The 20070-nt window shown below is 71.0% G+C and carries 16 protein-coding genes; 9 read left to right on the top strand and 7 right to left on the bottom strand.

The genetic code is table 11. The features are described 5' to 3' along the window. Positions 1-150: 150 nt before the first annotated feature. A complete protein-coding gene (gene tatC / locus IG02_RS0129135) occupies positions 151-1101 on the top strand; it encodes a twin-arginine translocase subunit TatC (RefSeq protein WP_030754495.1) in 951 nt (316 codons plus the stop codon). 136 nt (positions 1102-1237) lie between these two features. After that, on the top strand, positions 1238-4066 hold the full coding sequence (locus IG02_RS0129130; RefSeq protein ID WP_030754493.1) for a DEAD/DEAH box helicase: 2829 nt from the start codon (positions 1238-1240) through the stop codon (positions 4064-4066). Between the two features lie 109 nt (positions 4067-4175). Here IG02_RS0129130 and IG02_RS0129125 read toward each other — a convergent pair whose 3' ends face one another. The 3 genes from IG02_RS0129125 to IG02_RS0129115 are packed head-to-tail and all read right to left on the bottom strand — an operon-like array spanning position 4176 to position 6944. Further along, on the bottom strand, positions 4176-5558 hold the full coding sequence (locus IG02_RS0129125; protein ID WP_030754491.1) for a cryptochrome/photolyase family protein: 1383 nt from the start codon (positions 5556-5558) through the stop codon (positions 4176-4178). A 46-nt stretch (positions 5559-5604) separates the two neighbouring features. Further along, positions 5605-6363 (bottom strand): anti-sigma factor, encoded by a 759-nt coding sequence (locus tag IG02_RS0129120; protein ID WP_030754489.1) that lies wholly within the window; start codon positions 6361-6363, stop codon positions 5605-5607. Then, complete coding sequence (locus IG02_RS0129115; RefSeq protein WP_030754487.1) at positions 6360-6944, bottom strand: sigma-70 family RNA polymerase sigma factor; 585 nt, start codon at positions 6942-6944, stop codon at positions 6360-6362. The genes IG02_RS0129120 and IG02_RS0129115 overlap by 4 nt, the downstream gene beginning before the upstream one ends. A gap of 214 nt (positions 6945-7158) precedes the next feature. Here IG02_RS0129115 and IG02_RS0129110 point away from each other — a divergent pair, with 214 nt between their 5' ends. The 3 genes from IG02_RS0129110 (at position 7159) to IG02_RS0129100 (ending at position 10192) form a co-directional block, all read left to right on the top strand. Then, complete coding sequence (locus IG02_RS0129110; protein ID WP_078854930.1) at positions 7159-7926, top strand: PadR family transcriptional regulator; 768 nt, start codon at positions 7159-7161, stop codon at positions 7924-7926. A gap of 467 nt (positions 7927-8393) precedes the next feature. Next, positions 8394-9416 (top strand): ATP-binding cassette domain-containing protein, encoded by a 1023-nt coding sequence (locus IG02_RS0129105; protein WP_234314952.1) that lies wholly within the window; start codon positions 8394-8396, stop codon positions 9414-9416. Further along, positions 9413-10192 carry an ABC transporter permease gene (locus IG02_RS0129100; protein WP_030754479.1) on the top strand — a complete coding sequence of 260 codons (780 nt, stop codon included), beginning with the start codon at positions 9413-9415 and terminating at the stop codon, positions 10190-10192. The genes IG02_RS0129105 and IG02_RS0129100 overlap by 4 nt, the downstream gene beginning before the upstream one ends. A gap of 60 nt (positions 10193-10252) precedes the next feature. Here IG02_RS0129100 and IG02_RS0129095 read toward each other — a convergent pair whose 3' ends face one another. Continuing rightward, positions 10253-11224 carry a hypothetical protein gene (locus IG02_RS0129095; protein WP_030754478.1) on the bottom strand — a complete coding sequence of 324 codons (972 nt, stop codon included), beginning with the start codon at positions 11222-11224 and terminating at the stop codon, positions 10253-10255. Between the two features lie 74 nt (positions 11225-11298). On the opposite strand from IG02_RS0129095, the gene IG02_RS43535 reads away from it, so the two are divergent. Beyond that, positions 11299-11979, top strand: coding sequence for a MerR family transcriptional regulator (locus IG02_RS43535; RefSeq protein ID WP_267958543.1), 681 nt, complete (start codon positions 11299-11301; stop codon positions 11977-11979). A 317-nt stretch (positions 11980-12296) separates the two neighbouring features. Here IG02_RS43535 and IG02_RS0129085 read toward each other — a convergent pair whose 3' ends face one another. Both IG02_RS0129085 and IG02_RS0129080 read right to left on the bottom strand, forming a co-directional pair. Continuing rightward, positions 12297-13151 (bottom strand): siderophore-interacting protein, encoded by an 855-nt coding sequence (locus tag IG02_RS0129085; RefSeq protein WP_030754473.1) that lies wholly within the window; start codon positions 13149-13151, stop codon positions 12297-12299. A gap of 67 nt (positions 13152-13218) precedes the next feature. Next, complete coding sequence (locus IG02_RS0129080) at positions 13219-14142, bottom strand: 5'-3' exonuclease (protein ID WP_030754472.1); 924 nt, start codon at positions 14140-14142, stop codon at positions 13219-13221. A gap of 300 nt (positions 14143-14442) precedes the next feature. Here IG02_RS0129080 and IG02_RS0129075 point away from each other — a divergent pair, with 300 nt between their 5' ends. The 3 genes from IG02_RS0129075 to IG02_RS0129065 all read left to right on the top strand — a co-directional run bounded on the left by IG02_RS0129075 (position 14443) and on the right by IG02_RS0129065 (position 19131). Beyond that, entirely contained in the window at positions 14443-15633 is a 1191-nt protein-coding gene (locus IG02_RS0129075) for a quaternary amine ABC transporter ATP-binding protein (RefSeq protein ID WP_030754470.1), read from the top strand. Further along, entirely contained in the window at positions 15626-18262 is a 2637-nt protein-coding gene (locus IG02_RS0129070) for an ABC transporter permease/substrate binding protein (RefSeq protein ID WP_030754468.1), read from the top strand. The genes IG02_RS0129075 and IG02_RS0129070 overlap by 8 nt, the downstream gene beginning before the upstream one ends. 320 nt (positions 18263-18582) lie before the next feature. Then, entirely contained in the window at positions 18583-19131 is a 549-nt protein-coding gene (locus tag IG02_RS0129065) for a helix-turn-helix domain-containing protein (protein WP_030754466.1), read from the top strand. 165 nt (positions 19132-19296) lie between these two features. Here IG02_RS0129065 and IG02_RS0129060 read toward each other — a convergent pair whose 3' ends face one another. Then, positions 19297-20064 carry a gamma-glutamyl-gamma-aminobutyrate hydrolase family protein gene (locus tag IG02_RS0129060; RefSeq protein ID WP_078854916.1) on the bottom strand — a complete coding sequence of 256 codons (768 nt, stop codon included), beginning with the start codon at positions 20062-20064 and terminating at the stop codon, positions 19297-19299. Positions 20065-20070: the final 6 nt, after the last annotated feature.

The following is a 20070-nucleotide window of genomic DNA, read 5'->3' as shown; positions in this document are numbered from 1 at the left end:
CTGAGCCGATGGGGCGTCGGACCGGAAGGCCGAGGCCCTGCCCGAACAGCCTGACGCCTTCCCGGAGCGAGCCCTGGCCGGGCTGCGGCCCGGGCCGATGTAGCTGACGTACTTCACTGACGGCCGTTGTTGACGAGACGAGGACGTGGGTTGCTCAAGTCTGCCCCGAAGCAGGAGAAGGACGCCGAGGGGCGCATGCCTCTCGCGGAGCACCTGCGTGAACTGCGAAATCGCCTGCTGAAGTCAGTGCTGGCGATCTTGGTCATCACGATCATCGCGGCATTCTTCTACAAGGAACTGATCGCTTTCCTTATGGACCCAATCCTTCACTCGGTTGGGTGCGTTGATGGTTCCCTGAAACAGAAGAACGGCGAGCCATGCGCGGACATGACCGTGAACGGTCTGATCTCGCCCTTCTCCATCGCGCTCAAGGTCTCGCTGGTGGCCGGCCTGGTGCTGGCGGCGCCGGTCTGGCTTTACCAACTCTGGGGCTTCCTCGCGCCAGGTCTGCACAGCCACGAGAAGAAGTACGCGATGTCCTTCGTGGGCGTGGGTGCCCCGCTCTTCCTGGCGGGGGCCGTTCTCGCGTACAAGATCCTTCCGCAGACCGCGACGGTCCTCCTCGGCTTCACTCCCGAGAACGCCCGCAACCTGCTGCCACTGGACGAGTATCTCGACCTCATCGTGCGGATGGTCATCGTCTTCGGACTGGCCTTCGAGCTGCCCTTGCTGCTCGTGCTGCTCAACTTCACCGGCATACTGTCCGCGAAGCGGCTCGCCGGCTGGTGGCGCGGGTTCGTGCTGGGTATCACGATCTTCTCCGCCTTCGCCACGCCGACCGGTGACCCGCTGACGATGCTGTCGCTGGCCGCGCCCATCGTCGTGCTCTACTTCGCGGCGCTCGGCGTGTGCCTCATCAACGACCGCCGACGCCGGCGCAACAACCCGGACGCGGATCTGGACGACGACGAGGCCTCGGACCTGGACCTGACCCCCGAGCGCGTCGGCCCGATCGAGTCGGTCTCGCCACCGCCCGCCCTCCCCGGACAGTCCGACGGCGGCCGGTCGAACCGGCTGAACGGCTACGACGACATCACCTGACGCGCGAGGTCTGCCGAAGACCGGCCCCGGGGTGGACCTTCCTCCACCCCGGGGCCGGTGTGGTTCGCAGGTGCGTTCCAAGCCCGGCTAAAGATCGTGCTGATTGTCAGAGGTGCCGGGTAGGCTCGACCGCAAGATGACAGAGGACCTCTCACCAGCCGAGCGGTACGCCGCAGCCCGGATCCGCGCCGCCGAGCAGGCCACGGCGCTGTATTCGTTCCGGGAGATGTACGACTTCGGCCTGGATCCCTTTCAGGTCGAGGCGTGCCAGGCCCTGGAAGCCGGCAAGGGCGTGCTGGTGGCGGCGCCCACCGGCTCGGGGAAGACGATCGTCGGCGAGTTCGCCGTCCATCTGGCCCTGGCCGAGGGCCGTAAATGCTTCTACACGACGCCGATCAAGGCACTCTCCAACCAGAAGTACGCCGACCTGGCCAAGCGCTACGGGGCCGACAAGGTCGGCCTGCTGACCGGGGACAACAGTGTCAACGCGGACGCTCCCGTGGTCGTCATGACCACCGAGGTGCTCCGCAACATGCTGTACGCGGGCTCGCAGGCACTGCTCGGGCTCGGTTATGTGGTCATGGACGAGGTGCACTACCTCTCCGACCGTTTCCGGGGCGCCGTCTGGGAAGAGGTGATCATCCACCTGCCCGAGTCGGTCACCCTGGTGTCGCTCTCCGCGACGGTTTCGAACGCGGAGGAGTTCGGTGACTGGCTGGACACGGTCCGCGGCCACACCGAGGTGATCGTCTCCGAGCACCGGCCCGTGCCGCTCTGGCAGCATGTGCTGGCCGGCCGCCGGATGTACGACCTCTTCGAGGAGGAGACCGACCACGGGGGCCGCGGGGGCGCCCGGCGGGAGGTGAACCCCGACCTGGTCCGGCTGGCCCGGATGGAGAACCAGCGCACGTTCAACCCGCGCGAGCGACGGCGCGGCAAGATGCTCCGGGAGGCGGACCGGGAGCGGGAGCGCCGCCAGCGCAGCCGGATCTGGACGCCCTCGCGGCCGGAGGTCATCGACCGCCTCGACGCCGAGGGGCTGCTGCCCGCGATCACCTTCATCTTCAGCCGGGCCGGCTGTGAGGCCGCCGTTCAGCAGTGCCTCTACGCGGGCCTGCGGCTCAACGACGAGGACGCCCGGCGCCGGGTGCGTGAGCTGGTCGAGGAGCGCACGGCCTCCATCCCCCATGAGGATCTCCACGTCCTCGGTTACTACGAATGGCTCGAAGGGCTGGAGCGGGGCATCGCCGCGCACCACGCCGGCATGCTGCCGACCTTCAAGGAGGTGGTGGAGGAGCTGTTCGTCCGAGGGCTGGTCAAGGCGGTCTTCGCCACCGAGACCCTGGCGCTCGGCATCAACATGCCGGCCAGGTCCGTGGTCCTGGAGAAGCTCGTCAAGTGGAACGGCGAGCAGCACGCCGACATCACTCCCGGCGAGTACACCCAGCTCACCGGACGCGCGGGCCGCCGGGGCATCGATGTGGAGGGCCATGCCGTGGTCCTCTGGCAGCGCGGTATGGATCCGGGCGCGCTGGCCGGGCTGGCCGGCACCCGGACGTATCCCCTGCGCTCCAGCTTCCGGCCGTCGTACAACATGGCGGTCAATCTCGTCCAGCAGTTCGGCCGGCACCGCTCGCGTGAGCTGCTGGAGACGTCGTTCGCGCAGTTCCAGGCGGACAAGTCGGTCGTCGGGATCTCGCGCCAGGTCCAGAAGAACGAGGAGGGACTCGAGGGCTACCGCGCGGGCATGACCTGCCACCTCGGGGACTTCGAGGAGTACGCGCGGCTGCGCCGCGACCTCAAGGACCGCGAGACCGAGCTGGCCAAGCAGGGCGCGGCCCAGCGCAGGGCCGCCGCGGCGGCGTCGCTGGAGAAGCTCAAGCCGGGTGACGTCATCCACGTGCCGACCGGGAAGTTCGCGGGTCTGGCGCTGGTCCTGGACCCGGGCCTGCCCGCCGGCCGGGCCAACGGACACCGCGGGTTCGAGTACCAGGACGGTCCGCGCCCGCTCGTGCTGACGGCGGAGCGTCAGGTCAAGCGGCTGGCGTCGATCGACTTCCCGGTGCCCGTGGAGGCGCTGGAGCGGATGCGGATCCCGAAGTCCTTCAACCCGCGCTCACCGCAGTCCCGCCGGGACCTGGCGTCCGCGCTGCGCACGAAGGCCGGGCACGTCGTGCCCGACCGGCACCGCAAGCAGCGCGGGCCCGCCGCGGACGACCGGGAGATCGCCCGGCTGCGCACGGCGTTGCGCGCCCACCCCTGCCACGGCTGTGACGAGCGCGAGGACCATGCACGCTGGGCTGAGCGCTACCACCGCCTCAAGCGGGACACGCACCAGCTGGAGCGCCGGATCGAGGGGCGGACGAACACGATCGCCCGCACCTTCGACCGGATCGTCGCGCTCCTGACGGAGCTCGACTACCTGCGCGGCGACGAGGTGACCGAGCACGGCAGGCGGCTGGCCCGGCTCTACGGGGAGCTGGACCTGCTGGCCAGCGAGTGCCTGCGCGACCAGGTGTGGGAGGGGCTCACCCCGGCCGAGCTCGCCGCGTGCGTCTCCGCGCTGGTGTACGAGGCGCGGCAGGCCGACGACGCGGTGGCGCCCAAGCTGCCCTCGGGCGCGGCGAAGCAGGCACTGGCCGAGATGGTGCGCATCTGGGGCCGGCTGGACGCCCTGGAGGAGGACCTGAAGATCAACCAGGCGGAGGGCGTCGGCCAGCGCGAGCCCGATCTGGGCTTCGCCTGGGCGGTCTACATGTGGGCCTCGGGCAAGGGCCTGGACGAGGTGCTGCGCGAGGCGGAGATGCCGGCCGGGGACTTCGTGCGCTGGTGCAAGCAGGTCATCGACGTGCTCGGCCAGATCGCGGCGGCCGCGCCGCGCGAGCACAGCACGGTCGCGAAGAACGCCCGTAAGGCGGTCGACGCGGTGCTGCGCGGGGTGGTGGCGTACAGCTCCCTGGGCTGACCCGGCCGGCCGACGCGGCCTCGGGCCGGGTCGGCCGCGCCTCGACCGGCCGTCCTGGGATCGGCGTCAGCGCGGGCCCCACCAGGGGCGGCGGGTTCGGCCGGGCAGGTCAGGTCCCGCCGCCTCGGCGGTCCCGGGCTCGGGCGAAGCGCTCTCCGGCTTCCGTCAGGTCCACGATCGGATCCGGGTAGTCGAGGCGGGCCCGGACGCGGGCGTCGAGTTTCCATGGCTGGTGGACGGCCGCGCCCTCGATGCCGGCCAGTTCCGGTACCCAGCGGCGCACGTAGTCGCCCCGCGGATCGAACCGCTTGGCCTGGGTCAGCGGATTCAGTACCCGGTTGGGGCGGGTGTCCGTGCCGGTGCCCGCCACCCACTGCCAGTTGAGCTGGTTGTCGGCCAGGTCGCCGTCCACCAGCAGGTCCAGGAAGTGGCGCGCGCCCTCCCGCCAGTCCACGTAGAGGGTCTTGGTGAGGAAACTCGCCGTCAGCAGCCGGGCCCGGTTGTGCATCCAGCCCTCGTAGCGCAGTTGGCGCATCGGCGCGTCCACCACCGGGTAGCCGGTACGGCCCTCCCGCCAGGCGATCGTCTCGCTTCGTGCCGCCAGGTCCCCGCGCCAGCGGTCGTGGCGGGCGCGGTAGTCCGAGAAGGCCGACTCCGGGCGTGCCGCGAGTACTTGGTGGTGGAAGTCGCGCCAGGCCACTTGCCGCACGAAGGCGTCCGCTCCCGGGCCGTCCGCGCGCAGGGCCCGTTCGGTCAGCTCCACCGGGGACAGACAGCCGAAGTGGAGGTAGGGGGACAGCCGTGAGGTGGCGTCGTCGGCGAGACCGTCCTGCCGGTCCTCGTACGTCTCGATCCCTCGTGTCAGCCAGGACGACAGGCGGGCGCGTCCCGCCTCCTCGCCGCCCTCGGGGACCCCCGGTGACACGCCCTCCACCGTGTCCCGGACGGGCAGCGGCTCGCCGCCGACGGACGGGGGGACCCGGACCGTACGGGGCGCGGCCATCACGGCGCGCCGGTCCGTCTCCCGCCAGCGGCGGAAGTAAGGCGTGAATACCGCGAAGTGGTCCTTGCCCGACGGTACGAGCCGGCCCGGCGGCACGACGGTGATCACCGAGTCGTGGACGACGAGCGCGCACGTCCCCTCGAGTGCCGTGCGCAGCCTGTCCTCCCGGCGTGCGGCGTATCCGCTGACCCCGGCCGCCAGGTGCACCTCCCGGGCCCCGGCCTCCCGTACCACCCGGCGGACCTGCTCGACGACCTCACCCGAGCGGACGACCAGCCGGCCGCCCCGGCGCCGCAACGACGCGTCGAGCGAGGCGAGACAGTCGGCGAGGAACGCCCGGCGGTTGGGGACGTCGTAACCGGCCGCCGTCACCCCGGAGTCGCGCACGAACAGGGGCACCACCTCGTCGGCGGCCCGCAGGGCGGCACGCAGCACGGGCTGGTCGTGCACGCGCAGATCGGAGGTGAACAGGGCGATCGCGACGCTCATGCCTCCCGTCCTAGCCCGGCCGTCCGAGGTGGGCCCGCACATGTGCTCACGTGGCGGGGAAGCTCAGCAGAACGAGTGGATCCGAGGTGGGGTGGGCGGAGCCGCCCGCCGGTTCCACCGTGAGGCCCATGCCGGAAGCCGCGCCGACGGGACCGGCCAGCAGGACGGCGTCCGATTCCGTGGCGGGGTCCATCAGACCGGCGCCCCGCATCGTCCCGCCGTCGTCGTACCAGAGCTGGTAGACCATCCCCCTCGGAGCCTTCGGCAGCCCGGACGTAAGGAACACGGCCTTGTCCTGACCGCGCGAGACGACCACGGTGCTGTTCGCGCCGCTGGGCAGCCGCGCCGTGGCGAGCTTGGCGTCCGGGGCGGCGAGGACCGCGACCACGGCCTGGGAACGCTGCTCGGCCGCCTCGGCCCGGCCGCGTGCGTCCTGGGCCGCCCGTTGTTGCCACGCCGCCACGCCGCCGAACGCGGCGGCCGCGGCCAGACAGGCGGCCAGCGCGAACCGGGACATCGCGCGCCCCCGCGCTCCGCCGCCCCCGCTCGGGCGGGAGCGCGCGCGGCCCCTGGGTGGGTCCTGTCGTTCGGTGGCGATCCGCCGGAGCACCTGTTCCTTGAGGGCGGGCGGCGGGGAAACGGCCGCGGCGCTTCCCAGTCGGGCGGCGGTGGCGGCCAGTTCGCGCACTTCCTGGGCGCACGGCGGGCACGCGTCGAGGTGCCCTTCGAACGCGGCGCGTTCCCCGGGCTCCAGGGCGTGCAGTACGTACGCGCCGGTCAATGTGTGCAGATCGGCCGCGGTCATGCGGACACCCCCAGGCAGTCGCGCAGTCGGATGAGCCCGTCGCGCATCCGGGTCTTGACCGTGCCGAGCGGCACCGAGAGCAGCTCGGCCACCTCCCGGTAGGCCAGGCCCCGGTAGTAGGCCAGCGTCACGGACTGGCGCTGGAGCTCGGTCAGGGTGCGCAGACAGCGGCGCACCTGTTCACGTTCGAGTCCGGCCTCCACCTGTTCGGTGACCTCGTCGTAGGCCGGTGTCCGCTCCAGCAGCGCGGCCCGGCGTTCCCGGTCGCCGGCCGCCTGGGCCGAGCGGACCCGGTCCACCGCGCGCCGGTGGGCGAGGGTGAGGATCCAGGTCATGGCGCTGCCCCGGTCGGACCGGAAGCGCGGCGCCGTACGCCAGACCTCCAGCAGTACCTCCTGGACGACCTCCTCCGACTGGGCGGGGTCGCGCAGGACGGACCGCACGAGGCCGAGGACGGGCCCACTGGCCAGGTCGTACACGCGGGAGAACGCCTCCTGGTCACCCCGGGCGACCAGGGCCAGCAGTTCCTGGAGGTCCGGGCCCGCGGAGGAGGGTCCCCCGATGAAGACGGCTTCTTTCACGCGGTTTCCTTCCGAACGGACTGCACTCGGCATTCGGAGCCGGGGCTCCGGCGGATTGCCGTGACGAGGCTGCGTTGCGAAGTGATGATTCCATGATCTGATGAAACGCGATATGTCGCGTTGACTGAACCGCGCCTTCGCGATATGTTCGTTGGCGAGTATTCGTCCGCGGAGCATGTCTCCGTCGATCCGTCGCGTGCGGCAGGGGGTGGAGATGAAACGGCGCAAGCTCGGCAATCCGCTGGCGTTGGCGGTGATGACGCTGTTGTCCGAACGCCCCATGCATCCGTACGAGATGGCGCAGACGCTGCGCAGGCGCGGCAAGGAACACAGCGTCAAGATCAATTACGGCTCCCTCTATACGGTCGTACGGAACCTGGAGAGGTACGGGTTCGTGACGGTCGCCGAGGTGCAGCGGCAGGGCAACCGGCCGGAACGCACGCTGTACGGCCTCACACCCACCGGGCGCGAGGAGATGCGGGAGTGGCTGGCCGACCTGCTGGCGGTCCCCGCGCGCGAGTTCCCGCTGTTCGGGACGGCGCTGTCGCTGATAGGAGCGCTGTCACCGGACGAGGTGATACCGCTGCTGCGGGAGCGGGCGGCCTCGCTCGACATAGAGGCGGCGGGGCTGAGGGGGGTGCTGGCGAAGCTGTGCGAGCGGCTGCCGCGGCTCTTCGTCGTGGAGACGGAGTACCAGCTGCACATGGTCGAGGCCCAGGCCGGCTGGATCAGGGGACTGCTGGCGGAACTGGCCGACGGGACGCTGACGGGCCTGGACGGCTGGCGCCTGTTCTACGAGACGGGCGAGGTGCCCCAGGAATGGCGAGAACTGGACGGTGTGGAAATCGACGTACACAACTACACGCACAGCGACGTACGCGGTGACGTGCGCAGCGGTATGAACACCGACACAGGCGGCGGCGACGCGGGTGGCGACGGAGGCTGCGATGTGATGAAGGAGGGCCGGTCCCGCCGGCCCTGAAAACCGGAAGGACCCCGGCGGCGGCTGTTGCAGCAGCGACCGCCGGGGTCGCGAACCCCGGACCGGGCCTGCCGCGAGGGCGCCCGGGCGATCGAGGTGCGGCACGCCTACCATAGCCCGGCGCTCCTCGGGCGGACCGGCTCGGTATATCCGAGTACCGTTCACCGAAGGAGAGTTCTGTCATGAGTACCGAAACGCCGGGAACGGCCGCGTCCGGGGCCGGCGCCCTGGCCGTCGGCCCGGGCGCGGCGAGTCCGGTGGCCAGGGCCGAGGCCCATGGCGCGGACCGCGCCGAGGCAGGTACGGATGCCCGTGGTGAGTCGCGCACCGATGCCTCCGGAGAAGCGCGTGGCGCCGCCGTCGACCGGGCGGGCGCCGGGCCGGCCCGCACGGGGACGGCCGCGCCCGCCGTATGGGCGCGAGGCCTGGTCAAGACCTATCCGGGTGGTGTCACCGCGCTGAACGGCATGGACATCACCGTCACACCCGGCACGGTCCTCGGGCTCCTCGGGCCCAACGGGGCGGGCAAGTCCACCGCGGTGAAGATCCTGACCACGCTCGCCCGCCCCGACAGCGGCACGGCCACCGTCGCCGGGCACGACGTCCTGCGCCACCCCGACCGCGTGCGCCGGGCGATCGGGGTGGTCGCCCAGCGGTCCGGCGCCGACCCGGTGGCCACCGGCCGGGAGAACCTGATCCTCCAGGGGCGGCTCTACGGTCTGCGCGGCGCGGAACTGAACCGCCGGGCGGACGCCCTGCTGGAGCGGTTCACCCTCACCGACGCCGCGAAGCGGATGGTGCAGGGATATTCGGGCGGGATGCGACGACGGCTCGATGTGGCGCTCGGACTGGTCCACCGGCCCGAGGTGCTCTTCCTGGACGAGCCCACGACCGGGCTCGACCCCGAGGCCCGCACGGCGATGTGGGACGAGATCGGCCGGCTCGCCGGGGACGAGGGGCTGACGATCGTGCTCACCACGCACTACCTCGAAGAGGCGGACAGGCTCGCCGAGCGCATCGCCATCGTGGACCGCGGCCGGGTGGTCGTCGAGGGCACCCCCGACGAGCTGAAGGGGGAACTGCGCGGTGACGCCGTCCATGTGGAACTGCGCGCCGACGGCGACCGTACGACCCTGACCGAGGCCCTCGCCGGGCTGACGGGCCTGCACGACCTCACGCTGGACGGCCGCAGGGTCAGCGTCCGCGCCGACGACGGGGCTGCCGCCGTACCGGCCCTGCTCGCCGCCCTGGAGCGGGCCGGCGCGGCGGTGGCCGCCGCGACCGTGGCCCGGCCCTCCCTGGACGACGTCTACCTGCGCTACGCGGGACGCCGTTTCTCCGAGGCCGAGGCGGCGGAGCCCGCGGACCGCGCGGACCGCGTCGAGGCCGTGCCGGATACGACCGACGAGAAGGACGCCACGGACGCGAAGGACGCGAAGGCCACCGGACCCGACGCGTCCGGCCGGGCCACCACCGGAGGCACCCGATGAGTACGAACGTCCTCGCTCACACCTGGTTCATGACGCAGCGCCAGCTCATGGCGATCGTGCGGCAGCCCGTGTTCCTGCTGGTCAATCTGATCCAGCCGGTGATCTGGCTCTACCTCTTCGGCAGCCTGTTCAAAAAGGTCGTCCAGCTCGGCGGCTTCGGTACGACGTCGTACCTGGACTACCTGATCCCGGGCATCGTCGTGATGAGCGCGTTCGGCTCCAGCATGTGGACCGGCATGGGCACCCTGGAGGAGATCGAACGCGGCACGCTCAACCGCTTCCTGACCACCCCGGTCAGCCGCAGCGCCCTCCTGCACGCCAACGTCGTGCAGAACGGCATCACCACCGCCTTCCAGTCCGTGGTCATCGTGGTGCTGGGACTGATCGGCGGGGCCGACTACCCGGGAGGGATCGGTGGACTGCTCATCCTGGTGGTCGCGTCCGTCCTGCTCGGTACGGTCTTCGGTGCGCTGTCCAACGCCCTCGGCATGCTGGTCCGCCGCCGCGAGTCCATCATCGGCATCAACACCTTCCTGCTGCTGCCGCTGACGTTCCTCTCCTCCGCCTTCATGGCGCCGGCCCAGATGCCGGACTGGATGGTGCGGATCGCGGACTTCAACCCGGTCAACTGGGCCATGGTCGCGGGCCGTTCCGCGTTGTCCGCCGATACCGACTGGACGGTCGTGCTCAGCAGGGGCGGGGCGCTGCTGGCCCTGACAGTGGCGGCGGTCTGGCTGTCGACCCGATCCTTCCGCACGTACCAGAAGGCCGTGTGAAGTCGTCCGGGAGCCGCCCGGAGCCGTCCGAGGGCCGGGGCGACCGGTTCCCTCCGGTGCTCACCGCCCGGACTGGACGCGCTCCGGCGGAGTCACGGCGGTGACCGGTACGGCCGCGGCCGGTCGCAGCGCCGCATAGGCGGCGAGGGCGCCGCAGAGGAGGACGAGGGCGGCTGCCGAGGCGGTTGCCCCGTCCGGGCGGACCAGCGGCTGACCACGCAGGGCCTGCCAGGTGAGCACGGCGATGACGGCCGCGTAGACTCCCGAGAAGACGAATACCAGGCGGAGCCGTGCCCGTTCGTCACGCAGCAGGGCGAAGCGCGGGGCGAGCGCGACGAGGACGAGCAGGAAGAGCGGGACCAGTTGCAGGCCGTGCAAGCCGACGAAGTGCGGTATGCGCAGGTCTCCGCCCGTGGCCGCCCAGCCGGTGAGCGGCAGCGCGGGACCACCCTCCGGTACGCCCACGCTGTGCGAGCCGATCACGTCGGCCACGCCCCGGCCGTCGGCCGCGCGCTGCTCGGGCGTCGGCCGGGTCATCAGCATGCCGAGGGCTGCCCCGGCCAGGCTGATGACCGCACCGAGTCGCATCGCCCAGGCGGCCGGCCGGTCGGCCAGCGGGGAGCGGAACAGCAGCACCACTATCAGCAGCGACGCGCACCACAGGACGACGATGGTGACGGCCATGATGTCGAAGAGCAGGCTGTCGAACGGGGTCTCGTTGTTGAAGTGGCTGCGCTTGCCCCGTATCACCTGCCCCACGATGATCACCATTTCGGCCGTGCCCGCCAGGGCGACCACCGTGCCCGCCCATTGACCCGCACGGCGGCCCCGGGTGGTCAGCGAGAGCATCCAGGCCAGCGACAGCGCGTACATCAGCAGCGACACCGAGAACTTGAACGGCTTGAACCAGATCGGCGAGCCGACCAGGACCCGGTCGTCGACGACCATGCCGACCGCCGAAACGACGGCGAGCAGACCCATCGCCGCGGCGTGGAACACCAGTGGGCGGTGCCAGGAACGCCATGAAGACATGAGTGACCCCCCGAAGAGTTTATGGATAGCGGCACTTTCCGCTAACCGATAGTTGCACTATCTATGATGGATCGGTGACATGGCAAGGCGAACGGAGTGAACGCGCGGTGCGCATCGGTGAATTGAGTCGCAGGACCGGCGTCCCGGTGCCGACGATCAAGTACTACGTCCGTGCGGGACTGCTTCCGTCAGGGGAGCTGACCAGCCCGAACCAGGCGAGTTACGGGGAGGCGCACGAGCGCAGACTGCGCCTGGTGCGTGCGCTGCTGGAGGTGGGCGGCCTGAAGGTGGCGGCCGTCGCCGAGCTCCTCGCGGTGGTGGATGATCAGAACAGAACGCCACACAAGGTGCTCGGAGCGGCGGCGGCCCGGCTCGGCGGACCGGGCGATGACGACGAGGACGAGGAGGCCGTGGCCGCGCGCGCCGAGGTCGAGGCGCTGGCGGCGCGGCGTGGCTGGAAGCTGGACGAGTCGAATGCCGCCACGGCGGACCTGGTCCAGGCGCTGGCCACGATGTTCCGGCTGGGGCACGGCGAGTTCGCGCGGGTGCTGGACGACTACGCGGAGGCGGCGGAGCGGGTCGCGCGCGCCGACCTCGACCATGTGGGGCGGTCCGGTGACCTCGAGGGCATCGTCGAGAGCATGGTGATCGGAACGGTGCTGGGCGAGGTGGTGCTGGCCGCGATGCGCCGCGTCGCGCACGTGAACGCCTCGGCGGACAAGTTCGGTGACGGCAGCGGCCCGGCCGGCGCCTGAAGGAGGCGGCGCGGTCGCCGCGGACCGGTCATGGCCGTGCGGGCGGCCATGTCATCGGCCCGCCGTGTGGTGGGCCGGCGTACGGCGCCGCCGAGCCGGCCCGTGCGGACCGGCTCGGCGGCGCCGTGGGTGGGATGGCAAGGCGCCGGAGAGCCCTGGGACGGGCTCTCCTCCGTTCGAACGGAGATTCGACTCGTACGCCCGGTTGAAACCGCCGAGCTGAGAGTTCGAGGAAGGAGTTACCCGGGTTCTCCGACAACGCGGCGAGGTGTGGTGCCGGGCCGCGCGCCCCGGACGGACAGAGTGCGAGGAACCCTTCAGGCCGCGGGGGACTGCTGAGTCTCCTGCTCCCGCTCCACCTGCTCGTTCCACGCGCGCTTGACGCTCCGCCATGCCTCGTCGGTCTGGCCCAGCCGCCAGTAGCCGGAGATCGAGAGCCGTTCGCGCGGGATCCCCCGGTCCAGCCGCAGATGACGGCGCAGCTCCTTCACGAAGCCCGCCTCGCCGTGCACGAACGCGTGCACCTCGCCCTCGGGGAAGTCCAGCTCCCGTACCGCCCTGACGAGGCCCTCGCCCACCGGACGGTCCCCACGGTGCAGCCAGGTGATGCCGGCGCCGTCCGGGGTCGTGATCTTCTGCTCCTCCTCCGGGCCGGGGACCTCGACGAAGGCGTGCGCGGTGGCTCCGGCCGGGACCCGCTCCATGGCCGCGGCGATCGCCGGCAGGGCGCTCTCGTCCCCCACCAGCAGGTGCCAGTCCGCGGCCGGGTCGGGCGCGTACAGCCCGCCCGGGCCGAGGAGGCGTATCGTCTCGCCGGGGCGGACCCGGGCCGCCCAGGGACCGGCCAGGCCCTCGTCCCCGTGGACGACGAAGTCGATGGTCATCTCCAGCGCCGTCGGATCCCAGGCGCGGACGGTGTATGTGCGGTTCGCCGGCCACTGCTCGCGCGGGAACTCCGCGCGGATCCGCTCCATGTCGAAGGGCTCGGGGTAGGTCACGCCCGGCACGGGGAACAGCAGCTTGACGTAGTGGTCGGTGAATTCGCCGGCCCGCACCGCGGCCAGCCCCTCACCGCCGAGGACCACGCGCACCATGTGCGGCGAGAGCCGTTCGGTGCGCAGCACCCGCCCCTCGTGCGTGGTGGGTGAGGTGCGAGCCGGCTTGTCTGCCACGGTGGTCTCCCTGCCTTCCGCTCACAGGCGGACTTCTGGGCTGCTTAGGCTTACCTAAGCTAACACCTCAGGCCGGGCCCGGCGCGTGGACGCCGAGGGTTTCCAGCAGCCGGTTGAGCGGCGAACGCAGTCCCCAGCGCTCAGAGAGGTCCACGAGCGCGGCCGGGTCCCGCGGCTCGCGCGGCAGCGCCGGATCGAAGGCCGGCAGGGGAACGTCCCCGGCGACCCGGACCACCGTGGGCGCGACGGCCAGGTACGCGCGGGACTCGTCCAGGCGACGGCGCCGGGCGGGGGTGAGGCGGGCGACCGGATCGGCGGCCGCCGCGAGGATGCCCGCGAGGTCACCGAACTCCGCGATGAGCTGCGCGGCCGTCTTCTCGCCGATGCCCGGGACGCCCGGCAGGCCATCGCTGGGGTCGCCGCGCAACACCGCGAAGTCCACGTACTGAGCGCCGGTCACACCGTACTTCTCCCGCAGCAGTGCCTCGTCGGTGGACTGGAGCGTGCCCACGCCCTTGACCGGGTAGAGCACCCGGACCTCGCGGGCGTCGTCGACCAACTGGTAGAGGTCGCGGTCCCCGGTGACGATGTCCACCGGCCCTCGCGCCCGGCCGGCGAGGGTGCCGATCACGTCGTCCGCCTCGTACCCCTCCGCGCCGACCCGGGCGATGCCCAGCGCGTCGAGCACCGCCTCGATGACGGGGACCTGGGGCGCGAGCGTGTCCGGCGTCTCCTCCTCGTCGGGCCCCTCCGCGTGCTCCTCCGCCACCCGGTGGGCCTTGTACGAGGGGATCAGCTCCACCCGCCAGGCCGGCCGCCAGTCCGCGTCCATGCAGGCCACCAGCTCGTCGGGGCGGTGGTCCTGGACCAGGCGGGCGATGAAGTCCAGCAGCCCGCGCACCGCGTTGACCGGGGTGCCGTCCGGGGCCCGTACGGAGTCGGGAACCCCGAAATATGCCCGGAAGTACAGGGAAGCGGTGTCGAGGAGCATCAGGCGTCGCGTCACAACCCCGATCATGCCGCAGCCCACTGACAGCAGCCCACTGACAGAGCGGCCCCCTGACAGCGTCCCGTCGCCCCGCGGGCCCCGTACGTCTGACCAGCGACGCCATCGAATGTGACGTGAATCACTTAATTGTTTGTCTCGTGTAAGCCGGGGCAGGCGCGCAGCCGGAGCGAACCAGGTTGCATCTTCAAGCACCGCGACCGGGTGGGCGGGCCGACCCCGCCTGTTCCACGGCCTGCCCGCGGGGGTGGTAGGCCGTTTTTCCGTTCAACGCGTGAGGTGTATGTGTCCAGGCTGCAAGCCGAACACCTGTACAAAGTCTTCGGCAGACGACCCGATGAGGCCGTGGGGAAGCTCAAGGAGGGTACGGACCGTAACCAACTCCGCGCTGATGGTACGACCGCCGCGGTGATCGATGCCTCCTTCTCGGTCGAGTCCGGCCAGATCTTTGTGGTCATGGGCCTGTCCGGCTCGGGGAAGTCCACGCTGCTCCGCATGCTCAACGGCCTGCTGGAGCCGACGTCCGGCCGGGTGCTCTTCGACGGCCAGGACCTGACCGCTCTCAGCCCGCAGGAGCTGCGGCACGTCCGCTCCACGAAGATCAGCATGGTGTTCCAGCACTTCGCGCTCTTCCCGCACCGCAGTGTGCTGGAGAACGCGGCGTACGGTCTCGAGGTGCAGGGGGTGCCCCGCGCGGAGCGCGAGAAGCGTGCCGCCGAGGCGCTGGAGCTGACCGGTCTGGGCGGCTGGGAGACGTCCTGGCCGGACGAGCTCTCCGGCGGCATGCAGCAGCGCGTCGGCCTCGCCCGCGCGCTGGCCACGGACGCCGACCTGCTGCTGATGGACGAGTCCTTCAGCGCGCTCGACCCGCTGATCCGTCGCGACATGCAGGATCAGCTGCTGGAGCTCCAGAAGCGGCTCAAGAAGACCATCGTCTTCATCACCCACGACCTCAACGAGGCCATGCGTCTCGGTGACCGCATCGCCGTGATGCGGGACGGCGAGATCGTGCAGCAGGGGACCGCCGAGGACATCCTCGTCACCCCGGCCAACGACTACGTCGCCTCCTTCACCCAGGACGTCGACCGCTCCCGTGTGCTCACCGCCGGGGCGATCATGGCCGACCCGGAGACCGCCTTCGGTACCCGGACGGACGGTGGCAGGGAACTGCGCACCGCCCAGGACGTGCTCGACGCGGCGCCCGCCAGGGTGACCGAGTCCGCTCCGATCATCGACCTGTTCACCCCCTGCTCCACCAGTGGGGTCGCCGTGGCCGTCGTCGGTGAGGAGGGCGATCTCATAGGGGTCGTGCCCCGCGCCCGGCTGCTGGCCGTGCTCGGTGAGCCGATGGTGTCGGACACGCCCGTGGCCGGGCCGGGCCCCCTCTCGAAGGACGGCACGGCGGGCGGCTCCCGGGCCGACGCGGGCGACAACGGCGAGACGGCTCAGTCGGACAAGGCGGTAGCAAGTGCCTAGGATCCCTCTCGGCGACTGGGTCGACAGCGCCGTCGACTTCCTCCAGCTGCACCTCGGCTGGCTGTTCGACGCTGCCTCCTCGGTCGTCTCGGGCATGTACGACGGCATCAACGCGGTGCTGTCGGCTCCCGAGCCCCTGCTCCTCGCGGGCATCTTCGCGATACTCGCCTGGTGGCTGAGCAGTCTCTCGGCCGGTGTGTTCAGCTTCCTGGGCTTCGCCCTGATCGACTCCATCGAGCTGTGGGACGCCGCGATGGAGACCCTCTCGCTCGTGATGGTCGCGACGATCGTGATCCTTGTGATCGCGGTACCACTCGGCATCTGGGCCGCGCGGTCCAAGACGGTGAGCGCGATCGTCCGGCCGGTGCTCGACCTGATGCAGACCATGCCCGCCATGGTCTACCTGATCCCGGGCGTCGTCTTCTTCGGTCTGGGCGCGGTGCCCGGCATCATCGCCACGATCATCTTCGCCCTGCCGCCCGGTGTCCGGATGACCGAACTCGGCATCCGGCAGGTGGACGAGGAGCTGGTGGAGGCCGCCGAGGCGTTCGGCACCACGCCCAAGAACACCCTGCTCCGGGTACAGCTGCCGCTGGCCCTCCAGACGATCATGGCCGGCGTCAACCAGGTGATCATGCTCGGCCTGTCCATGGTGGTCATCGCCGGCATGGTCGGCGGCGGCGGGCTCGGCGGCGCCGTCTACCGCGCGCTCGGCAACATCGACATCGGCCTCGGCTTCGAGGCGGGCGTCTCCGTGGTGATCCTCGCCATGTACCTGGACCGGATCACCGGCGCGCTCAGCCTCCAGGCGTCCCCGGTCGGGCGCCGTGCGCTGGCCAAGGCCAAGGAGATGGCCGGCGGGCTGAAGATCTGGAACCACCGTCCGCAGCCCGTCGTGGCCATCGCGGGCGTGGTCGTCCTCGCGCTCGTCGCGGGCGGCATCGGCATGTTCGGCGGCTCGAAGAGCGAGACCGCGAACGGCGCCGAGAACGTCGGCCAGGGCAAGAAGATCACCATGGGGTACATCCCCTGGGACGAGGGCATCGCCTCCACCTTCCTGTGGAAGGAACTGCTGGAGCGGCGCGGCTTCGAGGTCGACGCCCAGCAGTACGAGGCGGGCTCGCTCTACACGGGCCAGGCGAACGGCCAGATCGACATCCAGACCGACTCCTGGCTGCCCGTCACCCACGCCAATTACTGGAACAAGTACAAGGACAAGCTGGAGGACATGGGGGCCTGGTACGACAAGACCTCCCTGGAACTCTCCGTGCCGTCCTACGTGAAGGGCGTCAACTCGCTCGAGGACCTGAAGGGCAAGAGCTCCACCTTCAAGGGCAAGATCATCGGCATCGAGCCCAGCGCGGGCGAGATGGGCCTGCTGAAGGACAAGGTCCTCAAGGCGTACGGGCTCGACAAGGAGTACCAGCTTCTCGACGGCTCCACCTCCGGCATGCTCGCCGAGCTGAAGCGGGCGTACGCCAAGAAGGAGCCGATCGTCGTCGTGCTGTGGTCGCCGCACTGGGCGTACAGCGACTACGACCTGACCAAGCTGAAGGACCCGAAGAAGGCGTTCGGCGCGGAGAGCGACGGCGTCCACACCCTGGCGCGCAAGGGCTTCTCGTCGGATAACCCGACGGTCGCCAAGTGGCTCAAGGACTTCAAGATGAATGAGGAGCAGCTCACGAGTCTCGAAGCCAAGATCCAGGCCACCGGCAAGGGCAAGGAGCAGGAGGCCGTCCGCGCCTGGCTCGAGGAGAACCCGGGTCTCGCCGACAAGTGGGCCCCGGCCGGCGGCTCCGCGCAGTCGGCCGGCAAGGCCGCGAACGGCAAGGACGAGCGTGAGCGGCCCCTGGAGATCGGCTGGTTCCCCTGGGAGGAGGACATCGCCGCCACCTACCTGTGGAAGGCGGTCCTTGAGGAGCGCGGCTACAAGGTCAACCTCAAGCAGTTCGAGCTCGGGCCCATGTACGCGGCGATGGCCGAGGGCCAGGTCGATGTCCAGTTCGACGCCTGGCTGCCCAACGCGCAGAAGAGATACTGGGACAAGTACCGAGACGATCTGACCCAGCTCGGGTCCTGGTACGGGCCCACGACCCGCGAGATCGCCGTCCCCTCGTACGTCAAGGGAGTGGACTCGCTGGCCGATCTCAAGGGCCGCGGGGACGAGTTCGCGGGCCGCATCGTCGGCATCGAGCCCGGTACCGAGGAGATGAACGTCCTCAAGGACAAGGTCCTGCCGGAGTACGGGCTCGACGACGAGTACAAGGTCGTGGACGGCTCGACGCCGGGGATGCTCGCGGAGCTGAAGCGGGCGTACGCCAAGAAGGAGCCGATCGCGGTCACGCTGTGGACCCCGCACTGGGCCTACAAGGAGTACGACCTGATCAAGCTGAAGGACCCCAGGAAGACCTTCGGCGACGGTGACCGGCTCACGAACGTCGCGCACAAGGACTTCCCCGGGAACTACCCGCAGCTGACGAAGTGGCTCAAGGACTTCAAGCTGAGCGAGCAGCAACTCGCCGGCCTGGAGAACGAGATCCAGAAGCGCGGCACGGGTCACGAGGAGGAGGCCGTCGCGGCGTGGATGAAGGAGAACCCGGGCATCGCGGACAAGATGGCCCCGCAGTAGGGGCGCCGTAGCGGACGGGCACGACGGACACGTCCGTGGTGCCCCCGCACCGGGCACGGAAGGGGTGGACCTCGCCGCTGGGCGGGGCCACCCCTTCGGCCTGTCCCGGCCCGGAGAACCGGGCGTCTCCCCTGTCCGAACGGGCCCGCTGACCCGGGCCTTTGCGATTCACCCGGCGGCGCGCATCATGGATCCGGGGAACACCCGTTCTCTTCGCTCACGTGTTCGTATCAGTGGGATCGGTCGCGGGTGAGGCAGGACAGCTCTTGTACCGGCGTCAACTCTGAGAGGATGACGATCCGGGCGGGAGGGAGCCAGTCATGGACGACAAGGAAGCGCTCAGGGTGGGCGCGGCCGTCCGCAGGCGGCGCAGGTCCCTGGGCCTGACCCTGGCGGCGGTGGCTGCCCGCAGCGGACTGTCCGTGCCTTTCCTCAGCCAGATCGAGAACGAGCGCGCCCGGCCGAGTGTCCGTTCGCTCGAACGGGTGGCGGACGCCCTGGAGACGACCCCGGCCCGGCTGAACGCGGCCGCCGACTCGGCGCGCACGGTGGATGTCGTACGGGCGGCGGACGGCGGGGGCGGGGTACGCCGGGTGGTGCGCGGCGGGCACCAGTTGAACGCGAAGGAGTTCACCGGCGAGCAGGACACCGGGCGGGAGTACCAGCACCGCAACGACGAGATCATGTACGTCGCCGACGGCGCCGTCGAGGTGGAGGCGGAGGGCCGGGCGTACCGGCTGGAGCGCGGGGACACGCTCTACCTGTCCGGCGGAGTGCGGCACCGCTGGCGGGCCACCGAGGCGGATACGCGCATTCTGGTGGTGGCCGTCGCCGAGCACATCGACGCGACGGTCGACCCGCGGCAGTGAGGCGCGGGGCCGCGGGCGGCGGCGGGCCGCGCCGGGAGAGGCGGGACGCCGAGCCCCGTGGCGGCGGCGCGGGCTGCGAGGCGGCGCGGAGTCGCGGGCCCGCCGTCCGCCGGGCGCCCGGCTCTCGCGCACGCGCCGTGATCGCACGACCGGACAGGACAGGTGTCAGGCGCTCTCGGCGCGTGGTGTGCCGCCGGCCCGCGGTGACGCGCTCGTGTCGACGATGCCCGCGGCCCGCACTCCGCGGGCACGGGCCGCCGCCGCGCGGACGAGCGAGGCCATGACACGGGTGTCGTCCGCCATCTCCGGATGCCACTGGACGCCCACCACCCATCGAGGGGCCGGCAGCTCCACCGCCTCGACCGTGCCGTCCGCGGCGAACGCCGAGACCGTCAGCCCCCGGCCGAGCCGGTCCACCGTCTGGTGGTGATGGGTCGGTACGCGGGACTCCTCCGGCACCAGGTCGCCGTACCGGGTCCCGGACACCGGCTTCACCGTGTGCTCGCCGAAACGGCCGGCGACGGCCGAGGTGTGCCCTTCCACGTGCTGGACGAGCGTTCCGCCCAGGGCCACGTTGAGCAGTTGCATGCCCCGGCAGATGCCCAGCACCGGGATGCCCGCCGTGAGGGCCGCCTCGATCAGCGCCAGCTCCCAGGCGTCCCGCTCCCGGGCGGGCGGTCCGGTACGGGGATGACGCGCGGCCCCGTACCGTACGGGCTCGACATCGGGGCCGCCGGCGATCACCAGGGCGTCGAGCCGGCCCACCACGGAGGCGGCCTCGGCCGGGTCGTCCGGTGGGAGCATCGCGGCCAGCCCGCCGGAACGCCGGACGAGCCGGGGGTACCCGGCCGGCAGCAGAGCGGCGGGGAGATTCCAGGTGCCCCACGCGGCGTTCTCCTCCAGATACGTGCTGATGCCGATGAGCGGCTTCACGGGTCG

It is taken from the genome of Streptomyces sp. NRRL F-5135 (assembly GCF_000719775.1).
GTDB lineage: Bacteria > Actinomycetota > Actinomycetes > Streptomycetales > Streptomycetaceae > Streptomyces > Streptomyces hebeiensis.
This window is presented reverse-complemented; position numbering and strand designations above follow the sequence as displayed.

What these genes read in the sequence shown, in the direction of transcription:
- IG02_RS0129100 (WP_030754479.1), top strand. Translation starts at nt 9,413, where the DNA reads ATGAGTACGAACGTCCTCGCTCACACCTGGTTCATGACGCAGCGCCAG.
- IG02_RS0129130 (WP_030754493.1), top strand. Translation starts at nt 1,238, where the DNA reads ATGACAGAGGACCTCTCACCAGCCGAGCGGTACGCCGCAGCCCGGATC.
- IG02_RS0129110 (WP_078854930.1), top strand. Translation starts at nt 7,159, where the DNA reads ATGAAACGGCGCAAGCTCGGCAATCCGCTGGCGTTGGCGGTGATGACG.
- IG02_RS0129125 (WP_030754491.1), bottom strand. Translation starts at nt 5,558, where the DNA reads ATGAGCGTCGCGATCGCCCTGTTCACCTCCGATCTGCGCGTGCACGAC.
- IG02_RS0129065 (WP_030754466.1), top strand. Translation starts at nt 18,583, where the DNA reads ATGGACGACAAGGAAGCGCTCAGGGTGGGCGCGGCCGTCCGCAGGCGG.
- IG02_RS0129120 (WP_030754489.1), bottom strand. Translation starts at nt 6,363, where the DNA reads ATGACCGCGGCCGATCTGCACACATTGACCGGCGCGTACGTACTGCAC.
- IG02_RS0129105 (WP_234314952.1), top strand. Translation starts at nt 8,394, where the DNA reads ATGGACATCACCGTCACACCCGGCACGGTCCTCGGGCTCCTCGGGCCC.
- IG02_RS0129080 (WP_030754472.1), bottom strand. Translation starts at nt 14,142, where the DNA reads ATGCTCCTCGACACCGCTTCCCTGTACTTCCGGGCATATTTCGGGGTT.
- IG02_RS0129095 (WP_030754478.1), bottom strand. Translation starts at nt 11,224, where the DNA reads ATGTCTTCATGGCGTTCCTGGCACCGCCCACTGGTGTTCCACGCCGCG.